The 22926-nt window shown below is 49.7% G+C and carries 19 protein-coding genes and 1 pseudogene; 7 read left to right on the top strand and 13 right to left on the bottom strand.

Annotation, left to right across the window (positions count from 1 at the left end):
• Positions 1-8: 8 nt before the first annotated feature.
• Entirely contained in the window at positions 9-1274 is a 1266-nt protein-coding gene (locus BLQ36_RS07940; RefSeq protein ID WP_074515096.1) for a dicarboxylate/amino acid:cation symporter, read from the bottom strand.
• Between the two features lie 338 nt (positions 1275-1612).
• On the opposite strand from BLQ36_RS07940, the gene BLQ36_RS07935 reads away from it, so the two are divergent.
• A complete protein-coding gene (locus tag BLQ36_RS07935; protein WP_074515095.1) occupies positions 1613-2209 on the top strand; it encodes a peptidoglycan recognition family protein in 597 nt (198 codons plus the stop codon).
• Positions 2210-2236: 27 nt separating this feature from the next.
• Here BLQ36_RS07935 and BLQ36_RS07930 read toward each other — a convergent pair whose 3' ends face one another.
• Positions 2237-2746: a hypothetical protein gene (locus BLQ36_RS07930; RefSeq protein WP_074515094.1), complete on the bottom strand. Its 510-nt coding sequence runs from the start codon at positions 2744-2746 to the stop codon at positions 2237-2239.
• Between the two features lie 104 nt (positions 2747-2850).
• The gene (locus BLQ36_RS07925; protein ID WP_074515093.1) at positions 2851-3732 is read right to left on the bottom strand and encodes a LysR family transcriptional regulator; all 882 of its coding nucleotides are present in this window, start codon (positions 3730-3732) and stop codon (positions 2851-2853) included.
• A 186-nt stretch (positions 3733-3918) separates the two neighbouring features.
• Here BLQ36_RS07925 and BLQ36_RS13415 point away from each other — a divergent pair, with 186 nt between their 5' ends.
• A complete protein-coding gene (locus tag BLQ36_RS13415) occupies positions 3919-4083 on the top strand; it encodes a hypothetical protein (RefSeq protein ID WP_180364846.1) in 165 nt (54 codons plus the stop codon).
• A 740-nt stretch (positions 4084-4823) separates the two neighbouring features.
• Here the strand turns inward: BLQ36_RS13415 and yjfF are convergent.
• The 4 genes from yjfF to BLQ36_RS07905 all read right to left on the bottom strand — a co-directional run bounded on the left by yjfF (position 4824) and on the right by BLQ36_RS07905 (position 9630).
• Positions 4824-5870, bottom strand: coding sequence for a galactofuranose ABC transporter, permease protein YjfF (yjfF, locus tag BLQ36_RS07920; RefSeq protein WP_074515092.1), 1047 nt, complete (start codon positions 5868-5870; stop codon positions 4824-4826).
• Positions 5867-6940 (bottom strand): ABC transporter permease, encoded by a 1074-nt coding sequence (locus BLQ36_RS07915; RefSeq protein WP_074515091.1) that lies wholly within the window; start codon positions 6938-6940, stop codon positions 5867-5869. Before BLQ36_RS07915 ends, yjfF begins: the two co-directional genes overlap by 4 nt.
• A complete protein-coding gene (locus tag BLQ36_RS07910) occupies positions 6940-8448 on the bottom strand; it encodes a sugar ABC transporter ATP-binding protein (protein WP_074515090.1) in 1509 nt (502 codons plus the stop codon). Before BLQ36_RS07910 ends, BLQ36_RS07915 begins: the two co-directional genes overlap by 1 nt.
• 162 nt (positions 8449-8610) lie before the next feature.
• The gene (locus BLQ36_RS07905; RefSeq protein WP_033171098.1) at positions 8611-9630 is read right to left on the bottom strand and encodes an ABC transporter substrate-binding protein; all 1020 of its coding nucleotides are present in this window, start codon (positions 9628-9630) and stop codon (positions 8611-8613) included.
• Between the two features lie 581 nt (positions 9631-10211).
• Here BLQ36_RS07905 and BLQ36_RS07900 point away from each other — a divergent pair.
• A complete protein-coding gene (locus tag BLQ36_RS07900; protein ID WP_074515089.1) occupies positions 10212-11231 on the top strand; it encodes a LacI family DNA-binding transcriptional regulator in 1020 nt (339 codons plus the stop codon).
• Positions 11232-11307: 76 nt separating this feature from the next.
• Here BLQ36_RS07900 and BLQ36_RS07895 read toward each other — a convergent pair whose 3' ends face one another.
• The gene (locus tag BLQ36_RS07895; RefSeq protein ID WP_074515088.1) at positions 11308-12657 is read right to left on the bottom strand and encodes a PTS sugar transporter subunit IIC; all 1350 of its coding nucleotides are present in this window, start codon (positions 12655-12657) and stop codon (positions 11308-11310) included.
• 188 nt (positions 12658-12845) lie between these two features.
• Positions 12846-13712: a MurR/RpiR family transcriptional regulator gene (locus BLQ36_RS07890; protein WP_033171096.1), complete on the bottom strand. Its 867-nt coding sequence runs from the start codon at positions 13710-13712 to the stop codon at positions 12846-12848.
• Positions 13713-14015: 303 nt separating this feature from the next.
• Between BLQ36_RS07890 and BLQ36_RS07885 the strand changes: the two genes are divergently transcribed.
• The 4 genes and pseudogenes from BLQ36_RS07885 (at position 14016) to BLQ36_RS07870 (ending at position 16999) form a co-directional block, all read left to right on the top strand.
• Positions 14016-15329, top strand: a complete 1314-nt coding sequence (locus tag BLQ36_RS07885; protein ID WP_074515087.1) for an S-layer homology domain-containing protein — start codon at positions 14016-14018, stop codon at positions 15327-15329.
• 107 nt (positions 15330-15436) lie between these two features.
• Positions 15437-15718, top strand: a pseudogene (locus tag BLQ36_RS07880) (transposase); the annotation flags it as partial.
• Positions 15719-15806: 88 nt separating this feature from the next.
• Positions 15807-16301, top strand: coding sequence for a nitroreductase family protein (locus tag BLQ36_RS07875; protein ID WP_231473903.1), 495 nt, complete (start codon positions 15807-15809; stop codon positions 16299-16301).
• 89 nt (positions 16302-16390) lie between these two features.
• Positions 16391-16999 carry an SAP domain-containing protein gene (locus BLQ36_RS07870; protein ID WP_074515086.1) on the top strand — a complete coding sequence of 203 codons (609 nt, stop codon included), beginning with the start codon at positions 16391-16393 and terminating at the stop codon, positions 16997-16999.
• Between the two features lie 463 nt (positions 17000-17462).
• Here BLQ36_RS07870 and araA read toward each other — a convergent pair whose 3' ends face one another.
• The 4 genes from araA to BLQ36_RS07845 are packed head-to-tail and all read right to left on the bottom strand — an operon-like array spanning position 17463 to position 22769.
• Positions 17463-18887 carry an L-arabinose isomerase gene (araA, locus tag BLQ36_RS07860; protein WP_074515085.1) on the bottom strand — a complete coding sequence of 475 codons (1425 nt, stop codon included), beginning with the start codon at positions 18885-18887 and terminating at the stop codon, positions 17463-17465.
• A 49-nt stretch (positions 18888-18936) separates the two neighbouring features.
• Complete coding sequence (locus BLQ36_RS07855) at positions 18937-19665, bottom strand: L-ribulose-5-phosphate 4-epimerase (RefSeq protein WP_074515084.1); 729 nt, start codon at positions 19663-19665, stop codon at positions 18937-18939.
• A gap of 37 nt (positions 19666-19702) precedes the next feature.
• Complete coding sequence (locus BLQ36_RS07850) at positions 19703-21313, bottom strand: xylulokinase (RefSeq protein ID WP_074515083.1); 1611 nt, start codon at positions 21311-21313, stop codon at positions 19703-19705.
• Between the two features lie 34 nt (positions 21314-21347).
• The gene (locus BLQ36_RS07845; protein WP_074515082.1) at positions 21348-22769 is read right to left on the bottom strand and encodes a sugar porter family MFS transporter; all 1422 of its coding nucleotides are present in this window, start codon (positions 22767-22769) and stop codon (positions 21348-21350) included.
• Positions 22770-22926: the final 157 nt, after the last annotated feature.

Raw genomic sequence — 22926 nt, 5'->3', positions numbered from 1 at the left:
TTTTAGAATCAATGATGAAGTGCCGGTTCCATTTCGGCACGTTTTTCATCCCGGAAGCGGTCAACGATCGTAGCACAAGCGGCATCGCCCGTGATGTTAACGGCGGTACGGAGCATATCGAAGATACGGTCCACACCGAAGAGAATCGGCAGTGCCTCGATGGGGATATTCGCAGCAGCCAGCACGGCTACCACCAGCAGCGTCGGCCCCGGGACACCAGCCTGACCGACAGCGCCCAGCGTACTCGTAATGATGATGGCCATGTACTGGGAGAAGGACAGCTCCATGCCATACATCTGGGCGATGAAGGTTGCCGCCATTGCGTAGTAGGCAGCATTACCATTCATGTTGATGGTAGCCCCCAGCGGCAGGGCAAAGGACGTGGTTTCCTTGGAGACTCCCAGCTCTTTCATGGCCGTATTCATGTTAAGGGGCAGCGTTGCCATGGAAGATGCCGTCGAAAAAGCAAATACCTGAACTTTCCACATGCTCTTGAAGAAATTCTTATAGGTCGTGCATTTGGAGAACAGGGCCACCGAGCCGCCAATCATGCCATAAGTAACGATGGCCAGAACCACCACATAGAGCAGAATCAGATAAGCAATCTTAGCCAACACCGCATAACCGAAGGTACCCGTTGCATCGGCCATGAGGCAGAAAACGCCCAGCGGTGCCACATACATGATAGCCGTCATAATTTTGATGAAGAGTTCCGTCATATAATTGAAGAAGTTGATGATGGTCTTCTTCTTGCTTTCCTCAAGATAGGTCGAAGCAAACCCCATGAACATGGCAAAGACGATGATCTGCAGGATATTGCCATCCACTAGTGCTTTGAACGGATTAGCCGGAACAAAGCCCGTTATCGTGTCCCAAAAGCCTGGAATCTTTGTGCTTTCCTCCATGTGCTCCACCTGTACAGCGGCACCAGAGAGTGCTGCCATATCGATGCCCGTGCCCGGACGAAAAAGCTCACTAAAGAACAAGCCCAAGGCAACGGCTACGGCCGTGGTGATACCGTAATAGATAAAGGTGAATCCACCGATCTTTCCCGCACTGCTCGATTTCCCCAGCGAAGCAGCGCCGCCAATCAGTGAGAACAGTACCAAAGGAACAACCACCATCTTAATCAGCTGCATAAAGAGATTGCCTGCTGGAGCGAACATGCTCGCAGACTTTCCCATGAGTAGACCAACAGCTGCGCCCAGAATGGTCGCGCCAATGATCCAGATGCCCAGTTTATCCAGGCTCATACCAGATTTCTTTTCTGCCATATTATAATTCCTCCAACTAGCAAAAAGGAACCGCATTCACACCTTATTGGGATATGAGATACGGCCCCTTTGCCTGAAAATTTATGATAAATTCATGATAACACATTTCTTCCATTATGTACATAACCAAGAGACAGATTATTATGTATACATGTTATCCTGTATCTTTTGCCGATTATACATAAATAATAGCTTATCATTTAATTGCGTGATATTATCTTTGTTTTTTGTTTACACTGGATAAAATGCGGTTGACCAGGTCAATTACTAACACATTTTTGCATTTTTGTTGGTTTTAGACTAAAATACAAAGACAATAAATACGAAAGGAAGTACCTATGAAACGTCGCGATTTTATCCGTCTGTCGGCAGCTGTTTCCCTTGGCTTCAACCTGATGCCCCTGTTCCCCTTGGCAAAAATCGAAGCCAGCCACCGCATTGAAGGCTGGGAACCGCCCATATACCGCCGTTTCCTGCAATTTACAGAATATGAAAAGCGCCCGGGAACCGATAGGATTGTCATCCATAACACGGGCTTTCCCACGGATAAAGACTCCACCGCCGCCGAAATCCACGAATTTCATCAAAACCATAACGGTTGGGCCGGCATCGGCTATCATTATCTCATCCGCAAAAATGGCATGATTGAGCAGGGCCGCCGCCCGGGTATGGTAGGGGCTCATGCCTACCACTATAACCAGACCTCTGTCGGCATCTGCCTGGCTGGCAACTTCAATCTGGGCCAGCCCACCAAAGAGCAGCTGGACTCCCTGAAACTGCTGACTGCCTGGCTCTGTGAAAAGTATCACCTCGACCCGATGAAAAAGGGCGTCATTGTAGGCCATCGTGACCTTAACGACACCGACTGCCCCGGCAATAACCTCTATTCCCGGCTGCCGGAAATCCGCCACTATTGCCGCGATTTCGAGCACTAAAAAACATCCCCATATGGGGATGCTTTTTTATGCCGTAGCCCGGCCAATGATGGCGCCAATAACAGCACCGACAATGGCGGCCGTATTTACTTCACCCTGGGAATGCCCTTTATCCACCTCCGAGTCGTCACGGTCGTGGCGGCGATGCGCATTCTCCCGTTCATAGCGATCATGCTCCCGGCGAATCTGGTCTTCCCGCTGCTGCTGGCGGCGGATTTCCTCCATGCGCTGGTTATGACGCGCTTCCTCTTCGCGGCGTTCCTGGTCGATTTTCGCCTGACGTTCCCGCTGTTTCTTGATATCGCGCTCGGTCTGACGCTCCCGCTCGTAACGCTCCTGAATCTCCCGCTGACGCCGCTCATGACGGCGGTTCTCCGCCTCAATCGAGCTGTCACGGTTCTCACGGGCACTCCAGCTCGATGTTGCATCCAATGAGGAAGCATACGCCGTTGCGGTAACCGTCGTGCTGACAATCCCAAAACTCATCACACCAGCCAACAGGCCGGCCATACCTTTTTGCCAACATTTCGCTTTCATGATTGTTCTCCTTATCCCTATATCATTACCACTATCTTGGTTTTGTTTTTAGTTTACAGAGTCAACCTTTTATTGTGCTTAAGCGAAAATTGGAGTTTGATTAATTATTTCAAGGACTTCGTGATTTTCTGGAGGTAATCCATCAGAATCTTCTCGTCATCGTAAATTTGCCGCCCCTTCTTCGTCACGATGCCGGAATTGATATAAAAGGGTTCCGTCAACGGGATGAGCACCAGATTATCATCCGGAAGGATTGCCTGCCGCGTCAAAAAGGTCGACATAATGCCGCTCTTTACCAGCGTCTTGATGGTGTGCAGATACGGCGAATAGTGGATGATATTGGCCTTCTTTCCCTCTTTGGCAAACATATCATGAACCATGTGATAGACAAAGAAACTGCTGTCCAGCATGACCAGCGGCTCATCGACAAAATCCTCCAAGGACACGGACTCCCGCCCAGCCAACCGGTGTTCCGGATAGGTGACAAAGCAGCATTCACAGGTAAAGAGTTTCTGGTAGTTGAGTTTATTGCTGAAGCCGCTCTCGTAGTTGGTAAGGGCTATGTCGAGCTTCTCATCCTCCACCATATGCAGGGCGCTGATACCGCCCGACTCGATGATATCCAGCCGAATCTCCGGATGCAGCCAGCGAAAATCCCCCAGCACCAGCGGCAGAAACTGTGTTCCAAGCTGGAGCGGCAGCGCCATGCGGATATGGTTGCGATTGTGAGCCATATCCTGGATTTCGTCCTCTAAGAGGTCCATCTGGTCAAGGATATGCTTGATTTTCCCCAACAGCTTACTGCCGTCGTGGGTGATGATAATCTTGCGGCCTTCACGATGAAAAAGATTCAACCCGGTTTCCGTTTCTAAAGCCTGCATGGCAACACTGACCGTCGGCTGTGAGACATGCAAATGCTCCGCTGCTTTGGTGATGTTTTGCCACTGGCAGACCTCGTAGAAATAGCGCATCTGGATAAGCGTCATATTCTTCCCCCTATTCTCTTCTCCCATTTTTCTAAAGTATAGCACACATTAATAGGAAAAAGCTATAAGTTATCAAAACTTGATATTTCACAAATTTAAATCGCCATGTCATAATATAGACAAATCAAACAACCCTTTAGAGATAAATCCGATAAATACTTTTTTGTATCGTAAAGGAGATTTACTATGAAAGACATGTGGAAAAGATATGTAGAACATTACACGAATGACCTCATGGATTCTGCCTCCGATTATATGAAAAGCTATGAGGTAAGACCGGGTATCTACTCCAACGTAGATCCAACCAGTCTTATCGATGTCAAAGCAGCAGATTTTGACATCAACAAATAATCGAATTTTCTCTTCCTTTTCATTACACAACATCACATCTGGAAAAAGCGCCCGATTCCCCTCGGGCGCTTTTTCATGGGCAAAAATAAAACGTGCACTACCAATGCATCGACATATTCCAGTTTGCAGGGGAGTAGTACCCAGTTCGTATTCGAGGTAAGTCGCCGGCGGCGGGGGCCCCAGTACCAACGCTCCACCGGTGACAACCCGCTACAAGAAATTTTTGCCTTTTAATTAAGAATTGGAAAACAGTTAAACGCGCTTCGCTTGGACGAAACTGCTTTTCCAACGAGAACGCAGGCAAAAATTTCTTGCTTCACGCGGAACGTCAAGGCTACGCTTATGGTACTGGGGCCCCCGCCGCCTCGGTTAGAGCCGGTACGAATTGCTGCGCCCTCGGAGGGGGTAGCACGACGAAACTTGCCACAGACTCAGCCGCCGCTAGGGGCAGTGCCATAAACGAAGCGTTTGATGTTTTTCGTGAAGAACGAAATTTTTATCCTCACCGTTCGTCGAAAAATTGCTACCGTTCAAGCGAAGCGCGTTTTGCAACTTTTTCGATGCTTAATTAAAGATAAAAATTTCGTTTAGGAAAACATCTCCCGTGTAGTGTTGGCACTGCCTCTAGCGGCGGCGAAGAGTTGCTTCGAATGAGATTCGTGTAACCTACAAACTGCAATTTGTACCCCAAAAAGGTCCGCCATTATCAGCGGACCTTTTCTTTGTATACTATGAAATTATTAGCTGCCTGCCCCGCTTGGCGTTGGCTGGACTGGCGGCTCACTGCCATCTTCCATAGAGCTCTTAGAGGAAAGCTTGCTCTTTTGCTCTGTGATGAAGGCCTGCATAATGATGAATACGCAGAGCAAGGCACCGACCACGATCTTCGTCCACCAGGCCGAAAGTGTTCCCTGGAAGCTGATGAACGTCAGGATAACGCCTTGAATCAGCACACCGACGAGTGCCCCGGGGATGAAGCCTACACCACCAGTCAAAAGCGTACCGCCGATGACAGAGGAAGCGATGGCATCCATCTCCATGCCGAGACCGTGCAGGTTATAGCCCGTCAGCATAATCAAGCTGTAGGCAAGGCCGCCCAAAGACGAGCAGAAGCCCGAAATCGCATAGACCATAACCTTCGTGCGAAATACCGGCAGCCCCATGAGGGCCGAGGAGGACTCACTGCCACCGATGGCAAATACCGTGCGCCCAAATTTCGTATACCCCAGCACGATAGCGGCCACGACAATCGTCAGCAAGGCGACGATGGCACCAATCGATACAAAGCCGACGCCAAGGTCTACCCGGTAACTGGCCAACGCGACCCAGGTTGGATTCTCAATCTGAATCGTATCCTGCGAGATAACGGCCGTCAGGCCGCGGCAGAAAAACATGCCGGCCAGCGTAATGATAAAGGGCTGCAAATCAAACTTCGATATGATATAGCCCTGCGCGGCGCCAAACACCGTGCCCATCACCATGACGAGCAGGACACAGAGCCCCACGGGCAGGCCCGTATTGGCGAGCAGCCAAGCGAGCACCATGCATACCAGAGCGAGCACTGCGCCCACCGACAAATCGATACCGGCAATGATCAACGTGAACGTAATGCCCACCGTGACGATAATCAGCGCCGCATTATCGATGAACAGATTCAAAAATACCTGCGGACGCATAAAGCCTTTGTACATGGCAATGCCCGCTCCATAGAGGATTGCGAACAGCAAGACCGTAACGAAGAAAGAAAAATACTTGGATGCAATGAGATGGTTCAACTTGTTTTTCATGCCTGCTCCGCCACCTTTCCATCAACGGAAGCTTTTTTCCCGTTCTGTTTTGACATCCGGCGCGCCTTCCACGCATCAAACATCTCCTGGGCCTTCTTGGACTGGATCAGGCAGATGATAACTACCGCAATGGCCTTGACCACCGGCAGCTGGTCAGCCGATACGCCCAGCGCATACATCGTCGTCGTAAGGGTCTGAATCGTAATCGCACCGATAACCGAACCACCGATGTAGAACTTGCCACCCGAAAGCAGCGTACCGCCGAGTGCGACAGCCAAAATCGCATCCATCTCCATGTTGAGGCCGGCATTATTGGCATCAGCGGCGCGAATCAACGAGCTTTCAATCAGCCCCGAAACTCCGGCACAAAGCCCCGAAAAGGCGTAGACGAGAAAAATGACCAACGTTACGTTGATGCCGGCATACCTTGCCGCCGTCGCATTGATGCCGACGGACTGAACGAACAGTCCAATGCTGGTCTTCTTCATCAGCACCGCTACCAGCAAAACCATTGCGAGCGCAATGAAAATATTCGTCGGCAGCGGCATCCCCGGCAAGAAGCCAGCAATGTACTCAAAGGGCTTATAATAAACCGTGATAATCTGTCCCTCGGTCATGAGTTGGGCCACGCCACGTCCGGCCGTCATAAGGATAAGCGTCGCTACCACGGCCTGAATCTTGAATTTCGCGACCAATAAGCCGTTCCACATGCCGCAGAGTACGCCAACACCGATAGCGGCCAGCACAGCCAGGGCCATCGGCATTTGAGCCACGCCATCCCCGCGGCCGCCAATCATCGTGCAGACTACAGCGGCCGAGATAGCCACCACCGCACCAACCGAAATATCGATACCGCTCGTCGCAATAACGAAGGTCATGCCGAGAGCCAAAATGATGAGCGAACACGAACGGTTCAAAATATCCACGAGACGTCCATAAAGCCTGCCATCCTCGGTCAGCTGTATCGACAGGAACCCATCGACAAAAATCGTATTGAATACGAGCAGCACCAGCAGGGCTACTACCGGCAAAAACAGCGAGCTTCCCGCAAATTTTTTCAGCATATCCATCAGGCCGCACCTCCTGCAATTGCTTTCATGACACCGTCGGAACTGATATCATCGCCGGTCAGCTCTGCCACCTTGCGGCGGTCGCGCATGACCACCAGTTTGGTGCAGGTACGGACCATCTCATCCATCTCCGAGGAGATGAATACGACCGACATTCCGCGCTGCTTGGCCAAGGAAATCGCCATCTTCTGGATTTCCGTCTTGGTCCCCACATCGATACCGCGCGTCGGTTCATCGAGGATCAACAGATTCGGCTGGGTAGCCAGCCAGCGGGCAATGATTACCTTTTGCTGGTTCCCGCCCGACAGGTTCTTTACCAGCTGTTCCCGGTCCGAAACCTTGATCTTGAGCAGCTTGATGCAGTCATCGGCAATCTTGCACTGTTCCTCGTAGGGAATATGGTGCATGATGCCATCTTTGGCCTGCATGGCCAAAATGATATTTTCCCGCACCGACAAGTCGCCAATGATGCCCGAGCGCTTCCGGTCTTCGGGACAGAAGCCAATTTTTTCTTTCATGGCATCCATGGGGGTCTTCAAATTGATTTTCTTGCCATTGATGCGAATGGACCCCTTATGAATCTGTTCAATGCCGAAGAGCAATTCGGCGGTTTCGGTACGACCGGAACCTAACAGGCCCGCAAAACCGATAACCTCACCTTTGTGGATGGTGACATCCACCTCCCGGAGTTTGCCAACGGCACCAATCCCCTTGGCCTCAAGGAATACCTCCTCTGCCGGCGTGCTCTTTTCGGCGAATTTATCCATATCCTTAACCGCGCTCAAATCTTTGCCCACCATCTTGGCGATGAGCTCCAGCCGCGGCAGTTTCGCAATCTCATAGGCCCCCACCAACTCTCCATTGCGCAGCACCGTAACGTGGTCACAGATTTCATAAATCTGGTCCAAAAAATGGGAGATAAAGACAATGCCCATCCCCTGTTTTTGCAGCTGCCGCATGATCTTGAACAGATGCTTGGTCTCCTCCTCGTTGAGCGACGACGTCGGCTCGTCAAGAATCAAGATTTTCGCATCGACATCGACCGCCCGGGCAATGGCAATCATTTGCTGCAAGGCGACCGAATAGTTATCGAGGGTCTTGGTCACATCAATATGAACATCCAGCTTCGCGAGCAGCTGCTCCGACCGCTGGTTGATTGTTTTCCAGTCAATAAAGCCGTGTTTTTTCGGCTCACGGCCAATAAAGATATTCTCTGCTACCGTGAGATTCGAGCAGAGATTTACCTCCTGATACACCGTCGAAATGCCGCATTCCTGCGCCTCTTTCGGCGTTTTCGGTGAAATGGGCTTGCCATTCATCACAATCGTACCGCCATCGCGCTGATATACCCCGGTCAAAACCTTGACCAGTGTCGATTTGCCAGCGCCATTTTCCCCCATCAGGGAGTGGATTTCCCCAGCGTGGAGCGTAAAATTGACGTTTGATAATGCCTTAACGCCTGGGAATACCTTATCTATATACCGCATCTCCAATAAAGCTTGTGCCATAATCGTCACCCCTAACCAGGAAACTGAATGATCATCGGAATAAGATAGGACTAAGGAAAATGATTGCTATCTGTTCGATATGGATAAAACGGCCGCGTCCGAACTCATACGAAGCGGGCGCGGCCCTTTATCCTAACCTATATGAATGGATGAAAACAGGTATTAGTATTTGCGATCCGGAAGGGTCTTAGCGGCAACATCTGCCGGGAATACGCCTTCATCGACATAGACAAGTTTTTCGACTTTCTCACCAGCGAGGATTTTCTTAGCCGTTTCCATGAGCAGCGGTCCCTGCAGCGGGTTGCACTCAACCGTGCAGTTAGCCTTGCCATCAATCATAGCCTGGAACATGCCTTTTACGCCATCGATGGAGATAATCGTGATATCTTTGCCCGGTTTGAGGCCGGCTTTCTCGATTGCCTGGATGGCACCGAGAGCCATGTCATCGTTATGCGCAAAGAGGATATCGATTTTCGGACCATAGGATTTGAGGAAGGACTCCATGACTTCCTGGCCTTTCTGACGCGTGAATTCACCCGTCTGAGAAGCCAGCAGGTTGTATTTACCAGCATTGGCCGATTTTGCCATAGCATCTTTAAAGCCTTCCTGGCGGCGGATTGCTACGGAGGAACCAACCGTACCTTCAAGGACTACGACATTGTACTGGCTGCCGCCATCACGCGGAGTCTTTTTCTCTTTGGCCATGTACTCATCGATCCATTTGAAGACGTTGTTGCCCTCTTTAACGGAATCCGTACCGATTTTGGCCACATAGAGAGAATCGTCGCTGAGTTTGACGTCACGGTCAACAACGATGACCGGAATCTTGGCATCTTTTGCCTCTTTCAGGACCGTATCCCAGCCCGTCTCGACGATTGGTACGAAAGCGATGATATCAACGCCCTGGGCAATAAAGGAACGAATTGCCTTAATCTGGTTCTCCTGCTTCTGCTGTGCATCCGAGAACTGCAGGTTGATGCCTGCATCTTTAGCTGCCTGTTTGATGGATTCCGTATTCGCCGTTCTCCATTCGGATTCCGCTCCGATCTGGGAGAAGCCCATCGTAATCTGTTTCCCACCTGAACCTGAGCCGCTGCCACTGCTTGCTGACTGTTCACCGCCACAGCCAGCGACAACGACCATCATAGCTGCTGCCAAAAGTAATGCAATGATCTTTTTCATGTTTTCGTCTCCTTTGCTTTTCGTACTAAAAACCAGTACATTTTTTTCGGCTCTGCTCCGAATCTTTCCCGCTGCCCTTCACCTCATTTCTCCAGGAAAGACCTCTTCGCCGGTTTCAGGATTCCCGTTTCTCTGTTTTCTGTTCTCGTGCACAGAATAGTTTACAAACAATCCTGTTTATTGCCAATAATCAGACGATATAAAAAACAGTACTGCCCCCAACGGTAAAAATAACCCCTTATCCTTGCCACAGAACCATTTTTGTTCTCTGCTATTACAATACACGTTCCCCTTTTTGTTGTCAACACATTTTTTATTCTTTGTTACCGTTTAGAAAACGTTTTATCTTGTTTTTTATCGTGTGCACGAACACCATCCTTCCAGCGCCAGCGCCGCCTGCGGATAAATTTTGATTTTTTGCCATTTCGCCGAAAAAAATTTTTTCTCCGCGTCTTTTCGAAAAAATAACTGTGCTCGTGCAGGATTATCCTTCGAACACAGCGAAAAATGTATTCTATCATCATTTTTGTAATAGACCTGTTTTTATAAAAAATCATTATTATGCACGGAGGTTCGTCCCCATGGTTACGATAAAACAAATCGCCGAACTGTGCGGTGTTTCCCGCGGAACCGTCGACCGCGTCCTCAACAATCGCGGCAACGTAAAACCCGAGAAACGTCAGCTGGTCCTGGAAACCGCAAAAAAGCTGAACTATCAGCCAAACCCCGCTGGCAAGGCGCTGGCTGCCCGCAAGAAGAATCCCGTTGTCGGTGTTCTGATTGCCTCCGATGGAGTTCCCTTCTTCGACGATGTGCTGCTGCCCATGCGAAAAGCAGCGCTAAAATACGAAAACTACGGCATGAAAGTCCTTTGGCGCAGCATGCGCGGCTTTAACGTCGAGGAGCAATGCAGCATCATCGACGAGCTCGCCAGCGAAGTCAATGCGCTGATTATCAACCCGGTAAACGAGCCGCGCGTTATCGAAAAACTCAACAACCTCGTAGCTCGCGGAATATTCGTCGTGACCATCAACAACGACGTGGATGACTGCCGCCGCCACTGCTATGTGGGCACGGATTACCTGCAGGGCGGCCGCACCGCCGGCGCACTGCTCAAGATGATTGCCCCGCCGGGCATCCATGCCGGCGTCCTGATGGGCTCTCTAAGCATGCAGGGCCATCGCCAGCGGTTGCAGGGATTCCTCGAAGTCCTCGAAAAGACCGAAGACTTCCAGCTTACGGGGGTTCACGAAAACGAAGACGATGACATGATTTCCTATGAAAAAACCCGGCAGCTCTTGGAGGAACACCCGGAAACCAATGCGCTGTTCATCATTTCTTCCGGTGCGTACGGCGCCGCCCGGGCTGTCATGGCCAAAAACCGCCGCGATATCGTGATGGTCGTATTTGACACCATCCCCTCCACCATCCGGATGATGCGCGACCATATCATCCAGGCCGCCATCTACCAGCACCCGCGCCAGCAGGGGCGCCGGGCCATGCAGGTCGTATTCGACTATCTGGTGAATGGCTTCCGCCCGGACCAGAAAAAATATCTGATGCGCAACGAAATCCGCATCCTTGAAAATGTAGAAGAATAAGACGAAAATAGCCTCGGGATGCTTTCACATCCCGAGGCTATTTTTGTTAGGAAGCAGGAAAAATCATTTATAGTTTTCACCCGCAGTGAAGGGGAACATCACTGGTAGTGGAAACCTCTTCAGAATTGCTGTCCGCTTTTTCTTCCGCCAGCATGTGACGGTCCTGAGCACGGACAAAGGGCAGATAAACGGCCGTTGCCATAACCAGGTTCACAATCTGGATGACGGCGCCCTGCCAGCCATCCAGCAGCAGGCCTGCCAAGATTGGCGGCGTTGTCCAAGGAACCTGAACCGCAGAGAAAGGTGCCATAAAGCCAACGGCAATCGCGCCATAGGTGATAAAGAGCGCAAACAGCGGCACCAGCACAAACGGCACGAGCAGGAACGGATTGAATACGATTGGCAAGCCGAAGATAATCGGCTCATTGATGTTGAAGAATCCCGGCACGGTAGCCAGTTTCGTAAGCGATTTCATCTGGGAAGATTTGGAACTAAGCCAGGAGGCTATGAGCAGGCCGAAGGTCAACCCGCAGCCGCCGGATTTGATGAATACATCATTGACCTGGCACGTGATGATTTTAGCGGCCGGATTGTCCATGAGCTGCTGACCAGCATCGAGCAGCGCCTGATTATCCAGGGAATTGGCAATAAGAATTGGGCTCACAACGCCACCGACAACGTTCGGGCCATGGATACCAGCCCAGAACAGGATAGACTGAAGGGCTGCGATAATCGAACCGCCAATAATGGTATCAGACAAGCCCTGCAGCGGCGTCTGCAATACTTTGAAGATAAACTCCGGGAACGTCGTTGCGCCCACATAATGGAAAACGCCATAGATGACGGAACCGCCTAAGAACAGCAGGAATGCCGGCGTTAAAGCCTCAAAAGCCCGGGTGACACCAGAAGGAACCGTGCTGGGCATCTTGATGCCCAAATGATGCTTCTCGCAGTAGCAGAAGATAGCCGAAACGGCAAAACTTACGAGAATCGCCGTGATAACACCGTTGCTGCCAGCCCAGGCCTTGGGAATGACATCTCCCACAGCTTCGCCGCCCTTCGACATGACCGTTGGCGGCAAAACAATTAGGAAGGTTGACAGGGAAAGGATGGACGCCATAATGGCATCACAGCCCTCGGCCTCCACGTATTTATAGGTGATAGCCAAAACCGCAATAAGTGCTAATACACTGAACGTGCCACCAGCCACTGCATTGAGCGGTGCCGTCCAATCTTTGCCAAACAGATTCGCCATGAATTCCGGATACCCCGGGATTGGAAGATTCGCAATAAGCAGGAAAACCGACCCACAGACGGTAAACGGCGTCGTCATGATAAAACCATCACGCAGCGCTGCCACGGCCCGGATTTCTGCGAAGCGTCCCATAAACTCTACAAACTTATCGAAAATCGCTTGTTTGTCCATGATAAGTGCTCCTTTTTCATTCTCCAATTCAATTTCGCTGGCAAAGCGAGTGCGAATGAGGCCAAAGCCTCTTGACAAGAACAATATAACAAAACACTTTCGTGTTTTCAATGGTTTTGGATTCTTCTGTTCGTTTGTTTCGCAAAAAATATCAAAACGGCTCTTGGTTTCGAAACAACGCCCCGATATCACCAAATCCGGCGTTTGTCATCGTACTGGCTGCCACAGGCATCATCGAACTGGTCGGTAAAGGATTCGATCTCATCATAACGGCGTGCCAGCCGCATCGCAAAAATCGTATCGATGAAATAACGGACCCCTACCGAAAAGAGCATGCCGCCCAGATCCAGGAAATTCGTCGTGTTAGCGATATAGACATATTCACTGCAAAGGCTGACCAGCGGCGAATGCGGCGACACGGTCAAGAGCACCGTATGAACGCCGCGGCGCTTTAAAATCTCAGCCAGCCGTATCAGCCGGCGATTTTCCCCGGAACGGGAGATGATGATGGCCAGGTGTTTTTTATCGGCCAGCAGCGCCGAGGAAATCTGACTGTTCATGGAGTTATAGGCCACGACAGGAAGTTTCGCCTGCATAAAATTGTAAACCGCCATCTGCGCCAAGGCATAGTTCTGGTCATACGCATAGATATCGATCACCTCCGCCTTTTCCATGCGGGTTAAGATTGCTTCAAGCTGGCCGATGTCAAATTCATTCTTCGTTTCTTCAATCGCCTCAACTTCAAGAGCTGCAATCTTGCGGACAACATCTTCCGGCTTATCCTTCTGCGTGACCGGACGATGACGGATGCTGAATGACTCTGGATTCACGCGGCTGATTTCACTGGTAAACTTGATGCGGAATTCGTTATACCCCTTGAGCCCCAATTTTTGGGTCAGACGAAAAACAGCTGCCGGGCTGGTATAAGTTTTCGCGGCAATTTCCCGTGTTGTCAGCTCAGCAACTTCCTTGGGATGTTCGAGCATATATTGTACGATAGCCTGTTCCGTTTGCGAAAAACGTTCATTTTCCTGCATAATCTTGAGTAATCGCATAAATACCTCCAGTCGAACCTCTCATCCTCTCAAATTCACATTCATTATAGCATAACCGACTTTATTTATAACAAGATTAAAGCAAACCCCGCTTCATACGAAAGATTTTGAAACGCGGTTTATAAGTTCTATGCACATTCGTATTTTTTTCTGAAACAAACACTCACAATCGCTTCGTCGTATTGCCTATTGCTTTTCCGCGTGTTATGATTCGTTTTGTCACAGGCAAAGCGACATGCGCTCCAAACCTCTTGACCAAATGAGCATGAAATTGGTAACGAAGAAATTAAGGAGCGATTCACAATGAAAAAACAGACACTCAGCCTTCTTACGGCAATGGCGATTACGGCAGCAGTCAGCGGACAGGCCATGGCAGCACCGGAAACAGGCGCCGCCAGCTTCACGGATGTCCCGGCCGGACACTGGAGCTATGCCGCTATCGACCAGCTCGTAAAGGATGGAGTTCTGGAGGGCAACGGTGACGGCACCTTCGCCGGCAACCGTTCCATGAGCCGCTATGAAATGGCCGCCGTCGTCGCACGGGCCATGAATAAAATGGGCAGTGTCAACCCCGCCGATCAGGCATTACTGGAAAAACTCGAGCGTGAATATCATGGCGAATTATCGCGGATGGATGAACGCATGACGAGCCTCGAGAAGAAAGTGGATAAAATCCAGCTTTCGGGTTTTGTCCGGGCAAAATATGACCACGATTCCTCGACGAAAGATGTGGGCTCCCAAAACAACAACAAGCACTTCTATATGAATCTCGAAGGCCGCATGAAAGTCGGCAATCAGTGGGAAGCCCACTTCCAGTCCGAGACGCGTAAAGGGTATACGGTAAACCAGTCCTGGCGAAAAGATGCCAAATCCGACGATCAGGATGGTACCTTCCAGCGCATCTGGGTCGAGGGGCAGCCGACGAAAAAACTCGGCGCGGTACTCGGTACGAAATGGTGGGGCTACGGCTATCAGAATGTCATCTTCGGCCATGCCGCTGACGGTGCACAGCTCACCTATAACTTCACGCCGCAATGGAGCCTCTCTGGCTTTGGCCTGCGTCCGCGTCAAGGCGATCTCATCACCATGCCAGACGGCGAAGAAACGCATCTCTACGGTGCCAACATCACCGGCCGCCTCGGCATTGTCGATGGGTCACTCACGTATATGAGCAACAAGAATTACCGAGGCGAGCACGGCACCCGCGGCAATCAGATGATGAGCCGGGCGGCAGGACTTGATTTGCGCGCCAAAGTAGCCAAAGATGTGACGCTCTACGGTACCTATGTCCGCACGAATGCCTACGACTTCAAGACCAGTAAGGAATTCCGCGTCGACTACCGCGATGTCGATTCGACCAAACGCGGCGACTGGGGCCTCTATGCCCGCTATATCGACTTTGGCCGCTATGGCGATGTCTCCCACGATGACGAATGGGGCTCCCTGCCAACGGATACCAAAGGATATATCCTCGGTGTTAAATACATCCCCTGGAAAGATGTGGTATGGGAGACCTTCTACTCCGATCAGAAATACAACCACTCCGGAAGCATCGCCGGCGTAGCCAAAGATGCCAAACGCCACCTCTTCCGCACCCAATTCGATTTCCACTTCTAATCCCCTAACAGCAAAAGGCCTTTGCAGGCCCTCACCTGCAAAGGCCTTTTGTATTAAGAATCCAAAGATCCGAACAAAGAACTAATATATTCATTCACCTTTTGGTTCTGAGAACCCAGTACACAAGCGAAGTATTCGAAAAATACCTTGCTGAAAATAAAATTCTTCATTCGTTCAGCCGTAAGGGCTGCCCGTATGACAATGCCTGTATAGAATCCTTTCATTCTTTGATTAAAAAGGAAGAAATCTATCGGCGTTTTTACAAAGATTCAAAAGAAGCTTATAAAAGCATCTTTGAATATATCGAGTCCTGGTACAATCGCCAGCGAACTCATAGTAGCTTAGGCTACAAGACACCGGCTGCAGTTCATGCAGAAGGTGCGGCGTAAAGTCGCACTTTCGGTGTCCACTTTATTGACTTAAGACCAAAATAGTGATTATGAATAGAAACAGATTTGAATAAAAAAAGGAGAAATCATGGATATTTTACCTGAAATTCTGAATCGAAGAAGTATCAGAAAGTATAAATCAACAAGAGTTACAGATGAGCAAATAAGTGATTTGATATTAGCTGCTTCATTGGCACCTTCCGGTTCTAATGAACAGCCATGGGATTTCATTGTTGTGAAATCAAAAGAAATGAAAGAGAAGATTTGTGAGCTAGACCATAATCAAAAGTGGATGCTTCAAGCACCTGTGTTTATTGTTTGTGTAGGAAAATCAACATATCGTAAAGACGATAGTATGGAGCGTACCATTAGAGATAGCGCAATAGCTATTACTCATATTTTATTACAGGCACAACATATGGGATTAGCTACATGCTGGACAGGTTGGTATGAGCAGGATGAAATGAGAAATTTACTAGGATTAACGGATAAAGATTATGTAACTGGAATCATAATAGTGGGCTATGCAGATGAAAATCCAGATGCAAGACCGCGAAGGAAAGCTACGTATACGGAAATCTGATTTAGATGAATCTTTTTTTCCTGTTCTGCAGAACAGGATTCTTGATAACAATATGATTGTAATATTCTCAGAAGGAGTATTCAGTATAAATGGACAGACCAGAATTTGATAACATAAAGGATTTTGAAGAATTCAGTAAGTATTATTGGTATAGGGATGAGCTAATAAAAATATGTAAGGCCCATGGTTTAAAAGCTCCAAGTAGTAAGGTACAGTTGAACGCAGTTATTAAAGCTTATTTTTCTGGAGAGAAGATTTCACCTGCAAAGAAAGTCGTAAGACCAAAAAAGAAGGCTGTAGTTACAAATCTTACTTTAGATACAGGAGTGATCGAGTGTGGGTTTAATTGCGGTAACAGATTTAGAGAATTTTTTAGACAACAGACTGGGAAAGAAAGTTTTAGTTTCAAGGTAGATATGGTTGCTACTGCAAAAGCAGTAAAGGAAAATGGTGATGAAAGCTTTACACTTGGTGATTTGCTAGATGTCTATTATGGTAAAAAATCGTATGTTGTTTATGACAAATCTGCTCTTCAATGGAACAAGTTTGTCAAAGACTTTTGTGAAGATGAGGCAACTAAAGTATATAACGAGAGGTTGAAGGCAGCGGCTACATTATGGAAGATTGTCAGAGATTCTGATATGAAGAAAGAATATTCCCGTGAGTTGCTGGAGGAATATAAGCATATTTTAGGATGATATAAAGGAAAAAGTTGTATGGTCATAGGCGTTAGTGCATGTTTACTAGGCGAAAATTGCAAATATAACGGGGGCAATAACATACCAATGACCACATTCATGCGCATAATCGGCAGCAATAACACTTAAAGCATAAATATTATAATCTTTTGGGGTGGTAGTTCCATCACCACTTCTATAAGCAGAACCAGCGTTTACTAACAAACTACCTTTCGTAAGACTGATATAACCGCCACCGTAGTTAGAACCACCAATCGCACTATTTCTAGTATCACCGATAGGATTAATATATACTCCTTTTAACCCATCCTCATATTTCGAATGAGCTTTCTTTAATTTCTATAGATACTGTGTCCCCTACCGCTAGAGACTTTCTTCGTACCAGCCTTCCCCAATATAAAAAGGGCCGCTGGTTTATACCAACGGCCCTCCTCAGGGGAACTTAGGAAAGTTTTAGGGTAAATCAACAGATTTCAACGAGGTCCGTGCCAAACATCATGGCAAGATCGTGAATCTGGGATTCTTTAATCGTGAAGCTCAGGACAGTATGGTGACCGCCACCAGCTTTAATCCACTGGGTTGCGCCCTCCTTGAGGCCGACTTTCGGCGTCCAGAGCTGTTTAGCAACCGGAAGATGCGGCGTCTCTGCCTCAGCTTTGCGGCACTCAACCGGATAGCTGATGATGCGGAAACCATCACGGAAATCGGCAATCGTCACATCGATGCCATCCCCATCGGCGCCCGTGAATACGAGACGAGCCGGGTCTTCCTTATCGCCGATATCCAGCGGATGAACCTCAACACGCGGTTTGTCGCTGGCAATCGTCGGGTCAACCTCGAGCATATGCGCACCGAGAATAGCCTCATGGCCTTTGCGCAGGTCGAGCGTGTAATCTTCCATGAATACCGTGCGGTCATTATGGGAGAGGATCTTCAGCAGGCGCGTAAGAGCTGCATGTTTCCAATCGCCCTCAGCAGCAAAGCCATAGCCGTCACGCATCAGCAGCTGTGCAGCCAGACCCGGCAGCTGTTTGAGGCCCTTGAGGTCCTGGAAGTTCGTGCAGAAGGCATTGTAGCCCTTGTCATCAAGGAATTTCTTGATGCCGAGGTATTCACGCAGCTGATAGCGAACCGACTCTTCGAATTTCTCGGCGCTGTTGTGCTGGATATTGAGGGTGTAGTTCTGCTGCAGTTTTGCATACTCCGTGTCAACGTCTTTCTCATCAATGGCATCGATGACATCGACCAGCTCGCCCACCGGCCAGTAATCGACCGTCCAGCCCAGCTGAATCTGAGCCTCGACCTTATCGCCTTCGGTAACAGCGACGTCACGCATCGTATCGCCGAAACGGCAGACGCGGATATTGAAGCTCTCATTATAGGCAACGGCTACATCCTGCCAGTCCGCAATTTCCTGCTGGACTTCTTCATCGCCCCAGTAGCCATAGACAATCTTGTTGTTGATGCCGAGACGGGAGTTCAGATACCCATACTCGCGGTCACCATGCGCACTCTGGTTGAGGTTCATGTAGTCAAAATCAATCGTATCATACGGAATGTTGTTGAGATACTGCGTAGCCAGATGCAGCAGCGGTTTCTGCAGGAGCTTCGTCCCGCGAATCCAGTTTTTAGCCGGAGAGAAGGTGTGCATCCAGGTGATTACACCAGCGACTTCATCATGATAATTGACTTCCTTCATGAAGTTCGTGATGCCCTCAGCCGTCGTCATAACGCCCTTGCAAACTACTTTATACGGAAGCTTGCCGCTGGCATTGAGCTTCTCCGTCATATCTTCCACATCACGGGCAACTTCTTTCAACGTCTCCTCACCATAGAGGAACTGGCTGCCGGCAACAAACCAAAATTCATAATTTTTCGTCTCTAACATGATAACGCTTCCCTTCAGTTTATAGATAGATACTCGTCATTACGACTGTTTAACGATGCGTTGCACCGCTATTGGACTTGGCATTATTCTGTCCATAGTAGGCATTGGCACCATGTTTGCGATAATAATGTTTATCCAGTAGGTACTGCGGTACCCGGATATCGCCGCGCGTGAGCTGCAGCGCATGGTAGTTCATCTCGGCTACCACATCAAGGATTTTGGCCGTCTCCACAGCTTTCTTCGGATTCGGGCCCCAGGTAAACGGCCCATGCTGTTTGACCAGCACCGCCGGAACGGCCTCGGGGTCAATTCCCTGGTCCTTAAAGGTACGGACAATGACATGGCCCGTATTTTCCTCATAATCGGATTCAATTTCTTCTTTCGTCAAGGCCTCAGTCACCGGTACATCCCCAAAGAACGTATCCGCATGAGTCGTACCGAGGGCTTCCAACGGCAGCCCTGCTTCAGCAAAGGAAACAGCCCAGGAAGAATGCGTGTGAACCACTGCCCCAATCGTCGGAAACTCCTTATAAAGAACCAGATGCGTCATCGTATCACTGGACGGATTCATATCGCCCTCTACAACATGACCGTTCATATCGACAACCACCATGTCCTCTGGTTTCAATTCCTCATAGGGAACTCCTGATGGTTTGATGACAAAGAGGCCCTGCTTGCGGTCAATACCGGAGACATTGCCCCAGGTAAAGGTTACAATGCCGAGTTTCGGCAACATCATATTCGCTTCATAGACCTCTTGTTTCAACGCTTCTAACATGACCAAAATCCTTTCTTACTGAGATACCTTATAACGTTCAAGCCGTTTCCTGAACCGCCGTACCGGCTTCCTTCTCAACGGCAAGACCGGCGCGATATGCTTTGATAAACTGCTGGCAGCCAGCGACGCCCTGCGCATTCGGCGTAAGCGTCGTGCTCTCCGGATTGCGGAAAACATGGGTGTCGAGGAAGTCTGCCAAAGTCTCCTCCGGCATGCCCCATTTGGCAAATACAGCCAGGACTGCCATGCCCCATGGGCCGCCTTCTCCCGCCGTTTCCATAACCGTAATCGGGATGTTCAGCGCATCCGCCAAAACCTGCTGGCCGATGACCGGGGTCTGGAACAAACCGCCCTGGGCAATCATCACATCCGTCTTGACGCCTTCCTCGCGGACGAGGATATCCATGCCGATTTTCAGCGGTGCAAAGGCTGCATAAAGCTGGGACAGCATGAAGTTTGCCAGATTCATATGGCTGTGCGGCGTGCGCATAAAGAGCGGACGTCCCTGCTCCACCCGGGTGATATTCTCACCGGATAGGCAGCTGTAATTGAGCAGCCCACCGGCATCCTTATCGGCCAGGCGAGTCTGGTTAAAGAGCAGGCCATAGAGTTTATCCGGCTTTAACCCGTGCCCCATAGCCTCAGCGAACTCCCCAAACAGGGAAACCCAGGCATTGAGGTCTGAAGAACAGTTATTGGTATGAACCATGGCTACGGGAGCGCCATCCGGCGTCGTTACCATATCGATATCCTGATGGACTTCCTTCAGCGGTGCATCGAGAACATTCATCGAGAAAGCCGAGGTGCCTACTGAGATATTGCCCGTGCGTTTGCGAACGCTGTTGGTACCGACCATACCGGTTCCGGCATCGCCCTCTGGCGGAGCCATCAGGCTGCCCCATTCGAGCTTGCCCGAAGGATCGAGCAGCTTTGCGCCCTCCGGCGTGAGAACGCCAGCCTTCTCGCCAGCCGAAAGCACCTGAGGCAGAATCTCTTTAAGCGACCAAGCAAAGGGCTTCACATCATCCAGCGCCGCAAATTTTGCCAGCATGCCTTCATCATAGTCACCTGTAGCACTGTCAATGGGGAACATGCCCGAGGCATCTCCGATACCCAGAACCTTCTCGCCCGACAGTTTCCAATGAACATAACCAGCCAGCGTCGTCAGGAACGCAATGTCTTTTACATGCTCTTCTTTATTGCGGATTGCCTGATAAAGATGAGCAATGCTCCAGCGCTGGGGAATGTTAAAGGCAAATTCCTTCGTCAGCGCATCGGCAGCCTCGCCTGTGATGTTGTTGCGCCAGGTACGGAACCCTGCCAGCTGCTTGCCGTCCTTGTCAAAGGGCAGGTAGCCATGCATCATAGCACTGACACCAATGGCACCAATCTTCGTAAACGGCACATGATAGCGGCTGCGCACATCAGCGGCCACCTGAGTGAAGCAGGTCTGAATGCCCGCCCAAGCCCGGTCCAAATCATACGTCCAGATGCCGTTCTCGAGCTGATTTTCCCATTCATAACTTGCGGAAGCCAGCGTTTCACAATTTCTGTTTACGAGCACAGTTTTGATTCTGGTGGACCCCAGTTCAATGCCCAGGGCCGTCTCACCATTCTCAATACTGGCTGCATTTTTCATAAGTTCCATCAGCGAACTCTCCCCTCGTAGCCAGGTAAATAAATCAATGCGTCATTGCTGCTTTGCCTTCTACTTCATGCTGGCGAATACCAGCTGCCTCGATTTCCTCCAGCGTATGACCGCGCGTCTCCGGCACGCAGTTACGGATGAAGGCTACGCCCAGCAGGCAGATAACACCGAAAATCGCGAATACTGCTGCCTGGGAAATCGTCGCCGTCATAATCGGGAACAGCAGCCCGACTAGGAAGGAACCAATCCAGTTGAACGAAGAAGCAACGCCAGAAGCACGGCCGCGGATAGCCAGCGGGAAAATCTCACCGACAATAACCCACGTAAGCGGTGCCCAAGTGAAGGAATAAAATGCAACATAGATGCAAAGGAAGAAGACAATCATCATGGGGTCCATTCCCGGAATCAAGCTGTTGAGAACTGCCGGAAGAATAAAGGAAAGACCCATAACCGTGCCGCCTACCGTCAGCAGCGTACGGCGATTGAAACGATCGGCAATGCCGAGGAATACCAAAGAACCAAGTACCAGGATAATGCCCTGGATAATCGGCCACATGAGCTGCGAGCTGGCAGCCTGACCCGTAGCCTGTTCCACAATCATCGGAATGTAATAGAAAATTGCATTAGCGCCCTGGAACTGCTGGAAGGCAGCCACGCCAACACCAGCCGTAACCAGATAACGATATTTGCCCGATACCAACGTCGAAAGAGACGTGGACTGTTTTGCCTGCTGTTCATCGCGGGCCGTGTTCTGGATATCCATAAGCTCTGCTTCCACTTCCGATTCCGGACGGATGCAGGAAAGCACCTGACGAGCCTCGTCCAGCTTGCCGCCACGAACCAGGAAGCGCGGCGATTCCGGAAGATGGAGAACGCCGAAGAACAGGATGACAGCCGGTACAGCGGCCAAGCTCAGCATCAGACGCCAAGCAATCATTTCCGGCATATCTTTGAGCAGATAGTCAACGACATAAGAAAGAAGCATACCAGAGACAATCATGGTCTGATTGATACCGGACAAGCGTCCGCGCAACCGGGCCGGCGCCATCTCCGACATATAAGCCGGAACCAGTGCCGATGCAGCACCAACAGCCAAGCCCAACAGCGTGCGGACAGCGATAAGATAAAGCGAACCATCCTGCGGTGCGATACCCGAAAGAATCGAACCGATGATAAAGATAAGTGCTGAAAGCAGAATCATCTTGCGGCGGCCCAGACGGTCGGAAAGCTGACCAGCCAAAGCTCCACCAAAAATTGCACCAAACATAACGGCGGAAGTAATCCAGCCAATGACACTGGCATTGCCCTGCAATCCCCAGTCGTTCTGCAGGAACGGAAGGGCACCGGTCATAACACCAATATCATAACCGAATAAAATACCTCCAAAGGAACCAAAGAAATATATGAACTTGCTAGAAATTTTCTTTCCTGCACTTTTATTCGTGCTTGTTTTCATTCCATATCCCTCCATATAGGTTTTGAGTGGTATCCTTAAAATTGTGTTCGAGCACATTTCATGGTATTAATATAACACAGTTATATCATTCTGTCAACTTTTTTATTGCTCTTTATTTATTACATATTTATAAGAACCTGCCCTATATTCTGATAAT

Origin of the sequence: Selenomonas sp. WCT3 (genome assembly GCA_900100835.1) — a bacterium.
Taxonomy (GTDB): domain Bacteria; phylum Bacillota; class Negativicutes; order Selenomonadales; family Selenomonadaceae; genus Selenomonas_A; species Selenomonas_A ruminantium_E.
Note: the sequence above shows the minus strand (reverse complement) of the source record. Positions and strands in the feature narration are given on the sequence as shown.